The organism is Pseudomonas sp. S2_F07, assembly GCF_054668325.1.
This window is the reverse complement of record NZ_CP162758.1, coordinates 4,704,677-4,719,654: the sequence shown is the minus strand read 5'-3', so window position 1 is coordinate 4,719,654 and position 14,978 is coordinate 4,704,677. Positions and strand designations below refer to the sequence as shown.

The 14,978-nt window shown below is 59.4% G+C and carries 14 protein-coding genes; 4 read left to right on the top strand and 10 right to left on the bottom strand.

What is annotated here, in order from left to right:
* Window positions 1-23: 23 nt before the first annotated feature.
* From carA to grpE, 5 genes are all read right to left on the bottom strand, one after another.
* The gene (gene carA / locus AB4O40_RS21350) at window positions 24-1,160 is read right to left on the bottom strand and encodes a glutamine-hydrolyzing carbamoyl-phosphate synthase small subunit (RefSeq protein WP_046038697.1); all 1,137 of its coding nucleotides are present in this window, start codon (window positions 1,158-1,160) and stop codon (window positions 24-26) included.
* Between the two features lie 259 nt (window positions 1,161-1,419).
* Window positions 1,420-2,223 (bottom strand): 4-hydroxy-tetrahydrodipicolinate reductase, encoded by an 804-nt coding sequence (dapB, locus tag AB4O40_RS21345; protein ID WP_056728226.1) that lies wholly within the window; start codon window positions 2,221-2,223, stop codon window positions 1,420-1,422.
* Between the two features lie 10 nt (window positions 2,224-2,233).
* On the bottom strand, window positions 2,234-3,358 hold the full coding sequence (gene dnaJ / locus AB4O40_RS21340) for a molecular chaperone DnaJ (protein WP_056728224.1): 1,125 nt from the start codon (window positions 3,356-3,358) through the stop codon (window positions 2,234-2,236).
* Between the two features lie 295 nt (window positions 3,359-3,653).
* Window positions 3,654-5,570: a molecular chaperone DnaK gene (dnaK, locus tag AB4O40_RS21335; protein WP_056728222.1), complete on the bottom strand. Its 1,917-nt coding sequence runs from the start codon at window positions 5,568-5,570 to the stop codon at window positions 3,654-3,656.
* 102 nt (window positions 5,571-5,672) lie between these two features.
* A complete protein-coding gene (gene grpE / locus AB4O40_RS21330) occupies window positions 5,673-6,239 on the bottom strand; it encodes a nucleotide exchange factor GrpE (RefSeq protein WP_056728221.1) in 567 nt (188 codons plus the stop codon).
* A 240-nt stretch (window positions 6,240-6,479) separates the two neighbouring features.
* Between grpE and recN the strand changes: the two genes are divergently transcribed.
* Window positions 6,480-8,153 carry a DNA repair protein RecN gene (gene recN, locus AB4O40_RS21325; protein WP_056728219.1) on the top strand — a complete coding sequence of 558 codons (1,674 nt, stop codon included), beginning with the start codon at window positions 6,480-6,482 and terminating at the stop codon, window positions 8,151-8,153.
* A gap of 79 nt (window positions 8,154-8,232) precedes the next feature.
* Here recN and fur read toward each other — a convergent pair whose 3' ends face one another.
* Complete coding sequence (gene fur / locus AB4O40_RS21320; protein WP_003197684.1) at window positions 8,233-8,637, bottom strand: ferric iron uptake transcriptional regulator; 405 nt, start codon at window positions 8,635-8,637, stop codon at window positions 8,233-8,235.
* Between the two features lie 97 nt (window positions 8,638-8,734).
* Here fur and AB4O40_RS21315 point away from each other — a divergent pair, with 97 nt between their 5' ends.
* The gene (locus tag AB4O40_RS21315) at window positions 8,735-9,262 is read left to right on the top strand and encodes an outer membrane protein assembly factor BamE (protein WP_056728218.1); all 528 of its coding nucleotides are present in this window, start codon (window positions 8,735-8,737) and stop codon (window positions 9,260-9,262) included.
* A 61-nt stretch (window positions 9,263-9,323) separates the two neighbouring features.
* Here AB4O40_RS21315 and AB4O40_RS21310 read toward each other — a convergent pair whose 3' ends face one another.
* Genes AB4O40_RS21310 through AB4O40_RS21300 form a run of 3 tightly spaced genes read right to left on the bottom strand, consistent with a single transcriptional unit; the run spans window position 9,324 to window position 11,476 of the window.
* Window positions 9,324-9,638: an RnfH family protein gene (locus tag AB4O40_RS21310; RefSeq protein WP_460053462.1), complete on the bottom strand. Its 315-nt coding sequence runs from the start codon at window positions 9,636-9,638 to the stop codon at window positions 9,324-9,326.
* The gene (locus AB4O40_RS21305) at window positions 9,631-10,065 is read right to left on the bottom strand and encodes a type II toxin-antitoxin system RatA family toxin (protein WP_046038689.1); all 435 of its coding nucleotides are present in this window, start codon (window positions 10,063-10,065) and stop codon (window positions 9,631-9,633) included. The genes AB4O40_RS21310 and AB4O40_RS21305 overlap by 8 nt, the downstream gene beginning before the upstream one ends.
* Before the next feature lie 7 nt (window positions 10,066-10,072).
* Window positions 10,073-11,476, bottom strand: coding sequence for a sodium-dependent transporter (locus AB4O40_RS21300; protein WP_056728211.1), 1,404 nt, complete (start codon window positions 11,474-11,476; stop codon window positions 10,073-10,075).
* Between the two features lie 118 nt (window positions 11,477-11,594).
* Between AB4O40_RS21300 and smpB the strand changes: the two genes are divergently transcribed.
* Window positions 11,595-12,077 carry an SsrA-binding protein SmpB gene (gene smpB, locus AB4O40_RS21295; RefSeq protein ID WP_008057382.1) on the top strand — a complete coding sequence of 161 codons (483 nt, stop codon included), beginning with the start codon at window positions 11,595-11,597 and terminating at the stop codon, window positions 12,075-12,077.
* A gap of 117 nt (window positions 12,078-12,194) precedes the next feature.
* Here smpB and AB4O40_RS21290 read toward each other — a convergent pair whose 3' ends face one another.
* Window positions 12,195-12,962: an FCD domain-containing protein gene (locus tag AB4O40_RS21290; protein ID WP_056728208.1), complete on the bottom strand. Its 768-nt coding sequence runs from the start codon at window positions 12,960-12,962 to the stop codon at window positions 12,195-12,197.
* Between the two features lie 261 nt (window positions 12,963-13,223).
* Between AB4O40_RS21290 and AB4O40_RS21285 the strand changes: the two genes are divergently transcribed.
* Window positions 13,224-14,918: a lactate permease LctP family transporter gene (locus AB4O40_RS21285; RefSeq protein WP_414913289.1), complete on the top strand. Its 1,695-nt coding sequence runs from the start codon at window positions 13,224-13,226 to the stop codon at window positions 14,916-14,918.
* The last annotated feature ends 60 nt before the right edge of the window (window positions 14,919-14,978 follow it).

Below are 14,978 nucleotides of genomic sequence, written 5' to 3'. Positions count from 1 at the left end.
CTTTGCTACATCAGGGCGAGCGATCAGCGTCGCTTGGCCATCTCGGTGATGAAGCGATCGAACAATGGCGCTACGTCGTTCGGGCCAGGGCTGGCTTCCGGGTGACCCTGGAAGCTGAAGGCGCTCTTGTCGGTACGCTCGATACCTTGCAGGGTGCCGTCGAACAGCGATTTGTGGATCGCGCGAACGTTGGCCGGCAGGGTCGCTTCGTCTACGGCAAAACCGTGGTTCTGGCTGGTGATCATCACCACACCGCTGTCCAGGTCCTGGACGGGGTGGTTGGCACCGTGGTGGCCGTGACCCATTTTCAGGGTCTTGGCGCCGGAGGCCAGGGCCAGCAACTGGTGACCGAGGCAGATACCGAAGACCGGGATCTCGGTTTCCAGCACATCCTTGATCGCCTGGATCGCGTAGTCGCAAGGCTCCGGATCACCAGGGCCGTTGGACAGGAACACGCCGTCCGGCTTCAGCGCCAGAACGTCGGCGGCAGGAGTTTGCGCAGGCACGACAGTCACGCGGCAACCGCGCTCGACCAGCATGCGCAGGATGTTCACCTTGACGCCGTAGTCGTAGGCAACCACATGGTACGGCAGCTCGGAGGCTTCGATGGTTGCGTGGCTGTCGGTTTTCAGATCCCAGACAGTCGAGCGCCACTCGTAGCTTTCCTTGGTGCTGACGACTTTCGCCAGGTCCATGCCCTTGAGGCCAGGGAAACCCTGGGCGGCGGCGATGGCGGCAGCTTCGGAAATGTTGTCACCGGCCATGATGCAGCCGTTCTGCGCGCCTTTTTCACGCAGGATGCGCGTCAGGCGGCGGGTGTCGATACCGGCGATGGCCACAACATTGTTGGCCTTCAGGTAGTCGGACAGGGACATCGTGTTACGCCAGTTGCTCGCCACCAGTGGCAGGTCACGAATGACCAGGCCGGCAGACCAGACGCGGTTGGACTCGGCGTCCTCCGGCGTGGTGCCGGTGTTGCCGATGTGCGGGTAAGTCAGGGTAACGATTTGTTGGGCGTAGGAAGGATCGGTAAGGATTTCCTGATAGCCGGTCATTGCGGTGTTGAACACCACCTCACCAACGGTTTGACCGTCGGCTCCAATGGCTTCGCCGCGAAAAATGCTGCCATCAGCAAGGGCGAGTATGGCTGGCTTAGTCAAGAAGACCTCCCGTAAATAAAGCCTGAAAGGGCGATCGCAGGTTGTAAAAAAGCGGAGTGACGTATGGACACGTCACCCCGCTTCTTCACTGAATTATTCTGCGCGCTTTTAGTGGACACACTAAAGCTGTAGCTTACAGAAAAAGGCTTTTTTGGTCTACCGCCAATGAGCCTTAAAGGCTGGAGAATGCGACAGGACGTCGCTTGGCGGAACAAAACCGGGCTCAAACGCGGTGCGCGAGCCCGATTTCGGGTGCATATTAACGCAAATCGAGCACGTCTTGCATGTCGTAAAGGCCAGGCTCGCGCCCGTCCAGCCACAAAGCAGCACGTACCGCGCCCTTGGCGAACGTCATGCGACTGGAAGCCTTGTGGGTGATCTCGACACGCTCGCCGTCGGCAGCGAACAGCACGGTGTGGTCACCAACGATGTCGCCAGCGCGTACGGTGGCGAAACCAATGGTCTCGCGCTCACGAGCGCCGGTCTGCCCCTCACGACCGTACACCGCCACTTTCTTCAGGTCGCGACCCAACGCATCGGCAATCACCTCACCCATGCGCACGGCAGTGCCGGACGGCGCATCGACTTTATGCCGATGGTGAGCTTCGGTGATTTCGATATCGACATCGTCGCCCAACACGCGAGCGGCCGTGTCGAGCAGCTTCAGGCACAGGTTGACCCCGACACTGAAGTTGGCCGCGAAGACAATCGGAATGTCCTTGCCCGCTTCCGCCAGCAGTTGCTTCTCTTCAACGCTGAAACCGGTGGTACCGATGATCATGGCCTTGCCGTGTTTACGGCAGAAAGCCAGGTTCTTCAGGGTCACCGTCGGGTGAGTGAAGTCGATCAGCACGTCGAACTCGTCGACCACCCGATCCAGATCACCGGACAGAGGCACGCCGATACGACCCAGCGCAGCCAGCTCACCGGCATCCGCGCCGACCAGCGTGCTGTCGGGGCGATCCACCGCCGCCGTCAGACCGGCGCCCGGTGTTTGCTGCACCGCTTCAATCAGGGTCTTGCCCATGCGCCCGGCGGCGCCCATCACTGCAATACGTCGCATGCCTGCCTCCTTACAAATCGCCGAAGAAACGCTTCACGCCTTCGAACCAACCGGTGGTTTTTGGCGAATGGCTGTTGTCATCCGCCAGCGAACTACGGAACTCCTCGAGCATTTCACGCTGGCGACGGCTCAGGTTGACCGGAGTCTCGACCGCCACACGGCACATCAAGTCACCAGCACCACCACCACGCACAGGCGCGACACCCTTGCCACGTACACGGAACTGCTTGCCGGTCTGGGTCCCCTCAGGAATCTTCAGCTTGACCCGACCATCAAGGGTCGGAATCTCCAGCTCGCCACCCAGCGCCGCATCGACGAAGCTGATCGGCACTTCGCAGAACAGATGCTTGCCATCGCGCTGGAAAATCGAGTGCTCGCGCACATTGATCACCACGTACAGGTCGCCAGTCGGCCCACCCTGGGCACCCGCCTCGCCCTCACCGGACAGACGAATGCGGTCACCGGTATCGACACCGGCCGGCACTTTCACCGACAGGGTCTTGTACTCTTCGACACGACCTTCGCCGTGGCAGGAGTCGCACGGATCGGAAATGATCTTGCCCTGGCCATGGCAGCGCGGGCAGGTCTGTTGCACCGAGAAGAAACCTTGCTGCATGCGCACCTGGCCGATACCGCCGCAAGTCGGGCAGGTCACGGGCGCAGAACCCTTCTTGGCACCGGAGCCGTCGCAAGGCTTGCAGTTGACCAGCGTCGGAACGCGGATATTCACGGTCGTACCGCGCACCGCTTCTTCGAGGTCCAGTTCCAGGGTGTAGCGCAAGTCACTGCCGCGCTGAGCGCCGCCACGGGAACCGCCGCGACCACCACCGAAGAAGTCACTGAAGACATCGCCAAAGATGTCGGAGAAGTTCTGACCACCGAAACCGGCACCGCCGCCACCCATGCTCGGGTCGACACCGGCATGGCCATACTGGTCGTATGCCGCGCGCTTGCTGGAGTCGGACAGCACTTCGTAGGCCTCGTTGGCCTCCTTGAACATGTCTTCCGACGCTTTGTCATCGGGATTACGGTCCGGGTGATGCTTCATTGCCAGGCGACGGTAGGCCTTTTTCAGGTCCGCTTCGCTTGAGCCACGCTCAACACCCAACACTTCGTAATAGTCACGCTTTGCCATAAGTCTTTGCACTCTTGAGGACGTCCGACAAAACCCTCCTGAGTTTGCCGAACTCGTTGAGCCCCAATACAGGCCCGGACCCAACTCACGTCAATTCAACGATCCTGGTCTTTGATTCTTGCGGTACTTGCGGCACGAAAAGCAGGAGCATTCCCGGCCATACCAACAACACGCGACCGCTGTCGCATGCTGTAAAAATTCGCGTATTCCAGATACGCCAACGCGGGAGCAAGCTCCCGCGCGGCGACATCCTACCAGTCACCGCCTTGAGGCAGTCAACCGGCCGACCAACAACTTACTTGTGGTCTTTGACTTCTTCGAACTCGGCATCGACAACGTCGTCAGCCTTTTCCGCCTTGTCGTCGTGCGGTGCAGCGCCTTCAGCAGGCTGAGCCTGTTCGGCGTACATCTTCTGCGCCACTGGAGCGGAGACCTTGGACAGCTCCTCAACCTTGGCGTCGATAGCAGCCTTGTCGTCGCCTTTAACAGCGGCTTCCAGGGCAACTACGGCCGCTTCGATTGCAGTCTTCTCTTCAGCGCTCACTTTATCGCCGGCATCGGCAACCATTTTGCGCGTCGAGTGAACCAGTGCGTCACCCTGGTTGCGGGCAGCGGCCAGTTCTTCGAACTTGCGGTCTTCCTCGGCGTTCGCCTCGGCATCACGCACCATGCGCTCGATTTCTTCGTCGGACAGACCGGAGTTGGCCTTGATCACGATCGACTGAGTCTTGCCGGTAGCCTTGTCCTTCGCACCTACGTGCAGGATGCCGTTGGCGTCGATGTCGAAGGTCACTTCGATCTGTGGCACGCCACGTGGAGCTGGTGGAATGTCGGCCAGATCGAACTTGCCCAGGGACTTGTTCTGTGCGGCTTGCTTACGCTCGCCTTGCAGCACGTGAATGGTCACGGCGCCCTGGTTGTCGTCGGCAGTCGAGAACACTTGCGATTTCTTGGTAGGAATCGTGGTGTTTTTCTCGATCAGCGCGGTCATCACGCCACCCATGGTTTCGATACCCAGGGTCAGCGGGCTGACGTCGAGCAGCAGAACGTCTTTCACGTCACCGGCCAGTACCGCGCCCTGGATGGCAGCACCCATGGCAACCGCTTCGTCCGGGTTGACGTCTTTACGAGCTTCTTTACCGAAGAACTCGGTTACCAGCTTCTGAACCAGTGGCATACGGGTCTGACCGCCCACCAGGATCACGTCGTTGATCGCGCCAACGTCGATACCGGCATCTTTCATTGCGATGCGGCAAGGTTCGATGGTGCGCTGAACCAGGTCTTCCACCAGCGCTTCGAGCTTGGCGCGGGAGATCTTCACGTTCAGGTGCTTAGGACCGGTGGCGTCTGCAGTGATGTACGGCAGGTTCACGTCGGTCGACTGGCTCGAGGACAGTTCGATCTTGGCTTTTTCAGCGGCTTCTTTCAGGCGCTGCATGGCCAGCGGGTCGCCTTTGAGGTTCATGCCGCTTTCTTTCTTGAATTCGTCGACGAGGTAGTCGATCAGACGAATGTCAAAGTCTTCACCGCCCAGGAACGTGTCACCGTTGGTGGCCAGTACTTCGAACTGGTGCTCGCCATCGACTTCAGCGATCTCGATCACGGAAACGTCGAAAGTACCACCACCCAGGTCGTAAACGATCACGGTGTGATCGCCCTTGGCTTTGTCCATGCCGTAAGCCAGAGCGGCTGCGGTTGGTTCGTTGATGATACGTTTTACGTCCAGGCCAGCAATGCGGCCGGCGTCTTTGGTGGCCTGACGCTGGCTGTCGTTGAAGTAGGCCGGAACGGTGATCACCGCTTCAGTCACGGTCTCGCCGAGATAGTCTTCGGCGGTCTTCTTCATTTTTTTCAGGATTTCAGCCGAGATTTGTGGCGGTGCCATTTTCTGGCCGTTCACTTCAACCCAGGCGTCGCTGTTGTCAGCCTTGACGATCTTGTAAGGGACCATCTGGATGTCTTTCTGCACGACTTCTTCGTCGAAACGACGACCGATCAGACGCTTCACCGCATACAGGGTGTTATGCGGATTGGTCACGGCCTGACGCTTGGCCGACTGGCCAACCAGGATTTCGCCATCGTTGGCGTAAGCGATGATCGACGGCGTGGTACGCGCGCCTTCAGCGTTTTCAATAACTTTTGCCTTGCCGTTTTCCAGCACGGAGACGCAGGAGTTGGTAGTCCCCAGGTCGATACCGATAATTTTGCCCATGTTCACTCTCCCGAAACTTTGGATTTGGTTGCCGCAGCAGTGGTGGCTAACTGCGGTAGCACTTAAACGCTTGACTTATAAATGGGGGCCTTGCGGCGGATTTCAAGCCTGCTCGTCAATCGAAGGCGAAACCGGCGCAGGCGCCTTGCTGACCACGACCATCGCCGGGCGCAGCAGGCGGCCATTGAGCTGATAGCCCTTCTGGAACACCTTCAGAACGCTGTTCGGCTCGACGTCAGCGCTTTCCTGCATGGCCATCGCCTGATGGTGAACGGCGTTGAACGGTTCGCCATGGGGATCGATCGCTTCAAGCTGATAACGCTTGAGGGTGTCGTGGAACATTTTCAGGGTCAGCTCGATGCCTTCGCGCATCGGACGGATGCTTTCGTCGTCCGGGCTGGACAGTTCCAGGCCGCGCTCCAGGCTGTCGACGATCGGCAGCAGGTCGCTAGCGAATTTTTCCAGCGCGAACTTGTGAGCCTTTTCCACATCCTGCTCGGCGCGACGGCGGACGTTCTGCAGATCCGCGGCTACACGCAAAGCCTGATCCTGAGCGCCTGCCAGTTGCTCTTCGAGCACTTGTACACGAGCCGCCAGGTCATCACCCGAAGCCTCGGGCGCCTGGTTGGCGTCTGGGTTTTGCGTATCCACTGTCTGTTCGTCAGCCATAGATTTCTCCTTTCAATTTCGTCCGCGAGCTCAACTCGCGCTTCTGCCCAGCTATATGGGGCCACAAAATCCGGCTTCAAGGGGGTCCGACGATTAACCCTACAAAAAACAACTGCTTTGTCATTCCCGGCCGCGATAAGGCTTTCGTCGGACCGAGCGAATCGAGCTAACGAGGGGCATTGTCAGCCGGAAACAAAACACTGTATAAATAACCAGACCTAACACCTGGGAGCGGCCCATATGCTGGTGCACCTGTCCGTACACAACTACGCCATCGTTGAACATCTCGATCTCGAACTCGATCGCGGGATGAGCGTGATCACCGGGGAAACCGGCGCGGGCAAGTCAATCATGCTCGACGCGCTGGGCCTTACCCTGGGCGATCGCGCCGACAGTGGCGTGGTCCGCCCCGGCGCCGACAAGGCCGATATCCTGGCCACCTTCGATCTGGTCGACATTCCGGAAGCCAGCGCCTGGCTGGCCGAACGCGACCTCGAAAACGACGGCCCGTGCATCCTGCGCCGGGTCATCACATCCGAAGGGCGCTCGCGTGGCTACATCAACGGCACGCCCTGCCCGCTTGGCGACCTCAAGGCGCTGGGTGAACTGCTGATCGACATTCACAGCCAGCACGAACACCAATCCCTGCTCAAGACCGATACCCACCGTCGCCTGCTCGATGAATATGCCGGCGCGACCGATCTGGCCCGCCAGGTTCAACTCGCCGCCCAGCGCTGGCGCCAGACCCGCCAGGAACTGGAGCGACTCTCCAACTCCGGCGATGAGCAACGCGCCCGCCATCAGTTGCTCAGTTATCAACTCGAGGAGCTGGAGAACCTTGGCCTTGGCGACAACGAACTGGAGCAGCTCGAGCAGGAACACAAGAACCTGACCAACGCCGAGACCCTGCTCGGCATCTGCCGACAAGTCGTCGAGCAATGCAGTGAGAGCGATTCCGGGAATGTCCTGAACGCCCTCACCGCCAGCCTCAACCGCCTGTCGAGCGCGAACAGTACGATCGGTGCACTGGGCGAAGCCAGCAGCTTGCTGACCAGCGCACAGATCCAGGTTGAAGAGGCCGTTGGTGAACTGAACCGCTTCCTCGACAACTTCGACGCCGATCCGTCGCGCCTTCAATACCTCGAAGAGCGCCTCGACGCGATCTACACCCTGGCGCGCAAACACCGCATCCAGCCGACCGAAGTCGCAGAGATGCAGCAGAAACTGCTGGATGAAATCGAAACCCTCAACGCCAACGACGAATCCATCGAGCGGCTGAGCGACGAACTGTCTTCATACGCTCGTCATTATCAGGAAAAGGCTCGGGAACTGAGCGACCTGCGTCATCAGGCCTCGAGCAGCCTGGCCAGCGCCGTGGAGCTGGAAATCCAGCGCCTGGGCATGCCTGGCGGGCGCTTCACCATCGAACTGCGCCCAAACAGCAGCGACGAACTGCTGCCTAACGGACTTGAACAGGTTGAACTGCTGGTCAGCGCCAACCCGGGCCAACCATTGAAAGCCTTGGCAAAAGTCGCCTCCGGAGGCGAGCTGTCACGGATCAGCCTGGCGATCCAGGTGATCACCGCGCAGACCTCCCGCGTACCGACCCTGGTGTTCGACGAAGTAGACGTTGGTATCGGTGGTCCGACAGCAGAAATCGTCGGCCAACTGTTGCGGCGCCTCGGAGAACGCGGACAGGTACTGACCGTGACGCACTTGCCGCAAGTAGCAGCGCAAGGTCATCAACATCTATTTGTGCATAAAGTGCGCGGCGAAGATGCCACCCGCACGGCTGTTTCCAAATTGAGCAAAAACGACCGCGTCGAAGAAGTCGCACGGATGCTGGGGGGCATCGATCTCACCAAGGAGTCCCTGGCGCACGCCAAAAAAATGGTGGTGGCCGCAAAAGCCTGAATAAATAAAGGCAGAAAGCACGAAGGCGACCCTGGGGTCGCCTTCGTTCGTTTCGCGAACCTGAGTTCGCGCGACATGCTTACTTTTTCTTGCGCACGTACAGCACCAGATTGTGATCAACCATCTCGAAGCCATACTTGTCGACGATTGCTTTCTGAAGCCGCTCGATTTCTTCGTCGAAGAATTCGATCACTTCGCTGGTTTCGACGTTGACCATATGGTCGTGATGCTTTCCGTCGTCCAGCTCGAAGACCGCATGGCCTCCGTCGAAGTTGTGCCGCACCACAAGGCCAGCTGCCTCGAACTGGGTCAGAACACGGTAAACCGTGGCCAGACCGACGTCCTCACCAGCCTCCATAAGGGCCTTGTAGACATCCTCGGCACTCATGTGGCGCTGCTCGGCGGAGTCGAGCATTTGCAGAATTTTGACCCGTGGCAGGGTCACTTTGAGGCCGGCTTTGCGTAGTTCGCTATTTTCAACCATGGTCAGCTTTCTCGCGATGCTGCTTCGCAGCTTCTCTTAATGCGGGTATGATCGGCGTTTACGTTGTCCCAGCCAAGATAGTGGAAGTCGCCCACCGATGCAAAACACCAAGCTCTTGCTAACCAGTTTCACCTTTGTGGGACTGCTCGCACTCGCCGGTTGTTCATTCCCCGGGGTTTACAAAATCGACATCCAGCAGGGCAATGTCGTCACGCAGGACATGATAGACCAGTTACGCCCGGGAATGACCCGTAAGCAAGTACGGTTTATCATGGGCAACCCTCTGCTGACCGACACGTTCCATGCCGATCGCTGGGATTATCTGTACAGCCTGCAACCGGGTGGCGGTGAACGCCAACAGGAACGCGTCAGCGTTATCTTCAACCCAAATGATCAGCTTGTCAGCCTCTCTGGTGATTTCATGCCAGGCGTGAGCCGTGACGAAGCCATTCTCGGCAAGGACAGCGGCACGACAGTGGCCGCCCCGGCAGAAAACGTCGAGAAGCCAAAACCGGAAAAACCGGTCAAGCCAGGTTCGTTGCTGGATCAGATCCAGAAGGACGTCGACGGTGTAGAAACCGTTCCGGTCCCGACGCCGCAACCACTGGACACCTCGCCGCAATAATTTGCGACGCAATAAAAAGCCCGGCATGCCCGGGCTTTTTATTGTCTGGCGTTCCAGCCAATCACTGATTCCGCGCCTTGGCCTCGGCCGCTTTCGCCGCACGCAGTCGGCGCACCTCTTTCGGATCGACCAGCAACGGGCGGTAAATCTCGATGCGATCCCCAGCCTGGACTGCCCGACTTTCCGGATCAGCTACCACCTTGCCGAAGATCCCCACAGGGCAATGGGCCAGATCCAGCTCCGGAAACTCTTCGGCCACGGCCGACCTGAGCAAGGTCGCCCGCACGGTCGTTCCAACAGGCACGGTCACTGTCAGCAGCACCTGACGGTCTTCGGCCGCGTAGACCACCTCGACTTCAATCATGACCTCAACCATGTATCTGCTTGGCGCGCTGGCAGAACGCATCCACCAAAGTATTGGCCGCCTGATTGAACAGCGGTCCCAAGGTGGCACGAACCAGCGGCCCGGCATAATCGAACGACAGATCGAGGCTGATCTTGCAGGCTTTGTCGGTCAACGCCTTGAATACCCAGATGCCATGCAATTGGGTGAAAGGGCCCTCTTCGAGGTTCATTTCGATCGACTGCCCCGGAACCAGCGTGTTGCGCGTCACGAAATGCTGGCTGAGGCCGCCCTTCGCCACGCCGACGCTCGCCCGCATATGCTCAGGTGAGCTCTCCAGGACTTCGGCGGACGAGCACCACGGCAGAAACTCCGGATAGCGCGCCACGTCGTTGACCAGGTCATACAGCGCTTGTGCCGGGTACGGCAGCAAGGCCGAACGTGAAATGTGTGTCGTCATGTCAGCGTCACTTCCACAGCTGGGCGGCAAACACTACGAGAATGCCGATGGGCGCCACATAGCGCATCAAGAACAAGGACAGGCCAAACAGCGCAGGGTTACGGATCGACAACTCGTCGCGCACCGCTTCGCGCCCCATGATCCAGCCCGCAAACACCACGAAACACAAACCGCCAAGCGGCAACATGAGTCGCGAGGTGAAGAAATCGATCACACCGAAGAAGTCGAGACCACCGGCGGCTCCCCATTGGTAGAGGTGGAACATCCCGCCTTCGTTCACGAAGAACTTCGCCTCCTTCCAGATATTGAAGGAGAACACCGTGCCCAGGCCGACAAACCAGCAGCTGAACGCCAGCCAGAAGGTGACCCAGGCTCGGCTCACTTTAGTGCGCTCGACCAGGTAGGCCACCATCGGCTCAAGCAGGGAAATCGCCGAACTCCAGGCAGCGACCGCCACCAGCACGAAGAACACCACCCCCATCAATTGCCCGAACGCCACGTTACCGAAGGCAAACGGCAGGCTGACGAACATCAGCCCCGGTCCCTCGCTCGGATTCAGGCCCGCCGCAAAAACAATCGGAAACAATGCCAGGCCGGCCACCAGGGAAACGAAGGTATCGAGCAGCGCCACGCCAACGACCGTCCCTGAAATCGACGAGTTCTTCGGCATGTAGGCGCCGTAGATCATGATCGAGCCGACGCCCACGCTCAGGGAAAAGAACGCATGCCCCATCGCGGGCAACAAGCCGTCCATGACCTTTTCCGGGTGGAAGTCGAACATGAAATGCACGCCCGCCATGAAATGCCCGGTGGTCATGCTGTAGCCCAACAACACGAGGATCATCACGAACAGCAGCGGCATCATGATGCGCAAACTGCGTTCAAGCCCGGCAACCACGCCCTTGGCGATCACCACCGCGGACAACAGCATGAAAATGGTGTGCCAAAGTGTCAGGCGCCAGGGATCGGCGATCACATTGCCGAAGTAAGCCCCCACCTGATCAGGCGTCGCCCCCTGAAAATCGCCACGCCCCATGTCGATGATGTAGTCCAGCGACCAGCCGCCGACCACACTGTAGAACGACAGGATCAGCAACGCGGTGATCATCCCGGCAAAAGCGCCCCAGGACCATTTGGCCGAATGCCCCGCCTCTGTCGCCAGGATCTTCAAGGCATTGGCCGGGCTCTGCCGGGCACGCCGGCCGATCAGGGTTTCCGCCAGCATGACCGGCACCCCGATCAGCGCGATGCAGGCCAGGAACATCAGCACGAAGGCACCGCCGCCATAGACGCCGACCATGTACGGGAATTTCCAGATACTACCCAGCCCCACGGCCGAACCGGTCGCGGCGAGTATGAAGACCCAGCGGCTAGCCCAACTGCCGTGGACAGAAACCTTGTCTGTCGACATCGTTATCACGCCCAAGCGTTCAAAAAAGAGGCCGCATTGTCCGGGATTCAATCAACCTGCTCAAGCACGTAGCAACACCGTAGCCGACTCGCGTGCAACTCCCTATAATGCCGCCCCTATGGCTAAACAGAAGAAACACCCAACAGGGACCATCGCGCAAAACAAAAAGGCGCGACACGATTACTTCATCGAGCATCGTTTCGAGGCTGGTCTGGTCCTGGCCGGCTGGGAAGTAAAAAGTCTGCGGGCAAGCAAGCTGCAGCTGGTTGACAGCTACGTGCTGCTCAAGGATGGCGAAGCCTGGCTGCTCGGCAGCCACATTACGCCCCTGACGACCGCCAGTACCCACGTCATCGCCGACCCCGTGCGCACCCGTAAGTTGCTGCTCAACCGGCGCGAGCTGGAAAAGCTGGCCGCGGCCGTGCAGCAAAAGGGTTACGCCTGCGTGTGCCTGTCCTGGTACTGGAGCAAGCACATGGTCAAGTGCGAGATCGCCCTGGGCAAGGGCAAGAAGGAATACGACAAGCGCGATACCGAACGCGAACGCGATGCCGGTCGCGAGTTGCAGCGTGCGGTGCGCAACAAGGGCAAGGAAGACTGATTTTTCTGCCTGCGAATTGCGGCGCGAATAACAAAGATCGCAGCCTCCGGCAGCTCCTACAGGGAACGCATTCCAATGTAGGAGCTGCCGAAGGCTGCGATCTTTTGCATTAAACGGTCACATCCCCTTGCGCCGCTCCGCCCGGGCCACGCGCTGCACTTCCTGACGCACCTCTTCCAGCACTTCCTGCACATACAGAATGTGCCGACTGGAAACTTCCCGCGCCTGCTCCGCATGCCCTTCGATAATCGCCTGATACAACTCTCGATGCTGCGTGATCAGCATGTCGCGGGTTTCAGTGCGCTGCTTGTACATCCCACCGATGTTGGTCACCACGTTGCGCTTGAGCAGATCGAACAGCCCGCGAATGGTGTGCAGCAACACGGCATTGTGGCTGGCCTCGGCAATCGCTAGGTGAAACCTTGCGTCCGCCGCACCCTCTTCGGCACGACTCACTTCTTCGTGACGCGAATAACAGTCCTGCAATTCGTTGAATGCCGCGGTCAGCCGCTCGCGATCCACATCCGTGGCACGCAGCGCCGCATAGTAGGCGCAAGACGCTTCCAGCGTATGGCGAAACTCCAGCAGATCGCGTTGCGCCTCGGGGTTGCTTTCCAGCAGATGCAACAAGGGATCACTGAAGGTGCTGCCCAGTGATTCCACCACATAGTTGCCACCACCCTGGCGACTGACCAGCAGGCCCTTGGCGGTCAGTTTCTGAATGGCTTCGCGCAACGAAGGGCGAGACACGCCAAATTGCTCGGCCAGCGCGCGCTCGGCCGGCAAGCGCCCACCCGCTTTGAGCGTGCCCTCGAGGATCATGCCCTCAAGCTGCTCGACAATATCGTCAGACAAACGGCGCTGACGAATCTGATCAAACCCCATAACTCGATTACTCCACGATCCGACGGCTCGCCGGCGCTCTATTCTGGCCTATCGGCGCCGCGCCAGCACCTGCCACAACGCATTTGGTCATACCAGGCAGACGACCTGCGCACTTCGCATTCGACAAAAGTTTTAGGGCGGCAAATTGACACACCGCCTACAAGGCTTTTACCCTAGCCAACAGCGATTGTAAATTGGTCTTACCAATTATCCAATAACGCTGATCAGTGCCTGACCAACAACAATTAGGGGCCACCCCATATGCAAACCTGGCAACAGCTCTATACCCCGCTCGGCAGCCTCGGCCTGTCCGCACTCGCCGCCGTCATCCCCATCGTGTTTTTCTTCCTGGCTTTGGCCGTGTTCCGCCTCAAAGGGCATGTGGCCGGCAGCATCACCCTGGCTTTGTCGATCCTGGTGGCGATCTTCGCCTTCCAGATGCCGGTCGACATGGCGTTCGCCGCCGCCGGGTATGGCTTCGCCTATGGCCTGTGGCCGATTGCCTGGATCATCGTGGCAGCGGTATTCCTCTACAAACTGACAGTCAAGAGCGGGCAGTTTGAAGTCATCCGCAGCTCGGTCCTGTCGATCACCGATGACCAGCGCCTGCAGGTCCTGCTGATCGGTTTCTGCTTCGGCGCCTTCCTCGAAGGTGCAGCCGGTTTTGGCGCACCCGTGGCGATTACCGCTGCGCTGCTGGTAGGTCTTGGCTTCAACCCGCTGTACGCCGCTGGCTTGTGCCTGATCGCCAACACGGCGCCGGTGGCATTCGGTGCCCTGGGCATTCCGATCATCGTTGCCGGCCAAGTCACCGGTATCGACGCGTTCAAGATCGGCGCCATGACCGGTCGCCAATTGCCACTGCTGTCGTTGTTCGTGCCATTCTGGCTGGTGTTCATGATGGACGGCCTGCGCGGCGTGCGGGAAACCTGGCCGGCAGCCCTGGTAGCCGGCTTGAGCTTTGCCGTGACCCAGTACTTCACCTCGAACTTCATCGGCCCGGAACTGCCGGACATCACCTCGGCCCTGGCCAGCCTGATTTCCCTGACCCTGTTCCTGAAAGTCTGGCAACCAAAACGCGCCGCCGGCCAACACATCGTCGGCGCTGTATCGGCCTCTGTGGTGAGCGCCAGTGTCGGTGGTTTCGGCCAGAAACGCACCACCGTGGCTTCGCCCTACAGCCTCGGGGAAATCTTCAAGGCCTGGTCGCCGTTTCTGATCCTGACCGTACTGGTCACCATCTGGACCCTGAAGCCGTTCAAGGCGATGTTCGCCGCCGGCGGTTCGATGTACAGCTTCGTATTCAACTTCGCCATCCCGCACCTTGACCAGATGGTGATCAAGGTCGCACCGATCGTGACCGCGCCAACCGCCCTTCCGGCAGTGTTCAAACTGGACCCGATTTCCGCCACCGGCACGGCGATTTTCTTCTCGGCCCTGATCTCCATGCTGGTGCTGAAGATCAACATCAAAACTGGTCTTACCACTTTCAAGGAGACCTTCTACGAACTGCGCTGGCCGATCCTGTCCATCGGCATGGTGCTGGCCTTCGCTTTCGTCACCAACTACTCGGGCATGTCCTCGACCATGGCCCTGGTATTGGCAGGCACCGGCGCGGCGTTCCCGTTCTTCTCGCCGTTCCTCGGCTGGCTGGGCGTGTTCCTCACCGGCTCCGATACTTCGTCCAACGCCCTGTTCAGTTCGCTGCAAGCGACCACTGCGCACCAGATCGGTGTCAACGACACCTTGCTGGTGGCGGCGAACACCAGCGGTGGCGTGACCGGCAAGATGATCTCGCCACAATCGATCGCCGTGGCCTGTGCCGCGACCGGTCTGGTGGGCAAAGAATCGGATCTGTTCCGCTTCACCCTCAAGCACAGCCTATTCTTTGCAACGATTGTCGGCTTGATCACGTTGGCCCAGGCCTACTGGTTCACCGGCATGCTGGTGCACTAAGGGCTACAGGCAACACGATAAAAACCGACGCCGGGCCACGCCCCCGGCGTCCGCTATTCA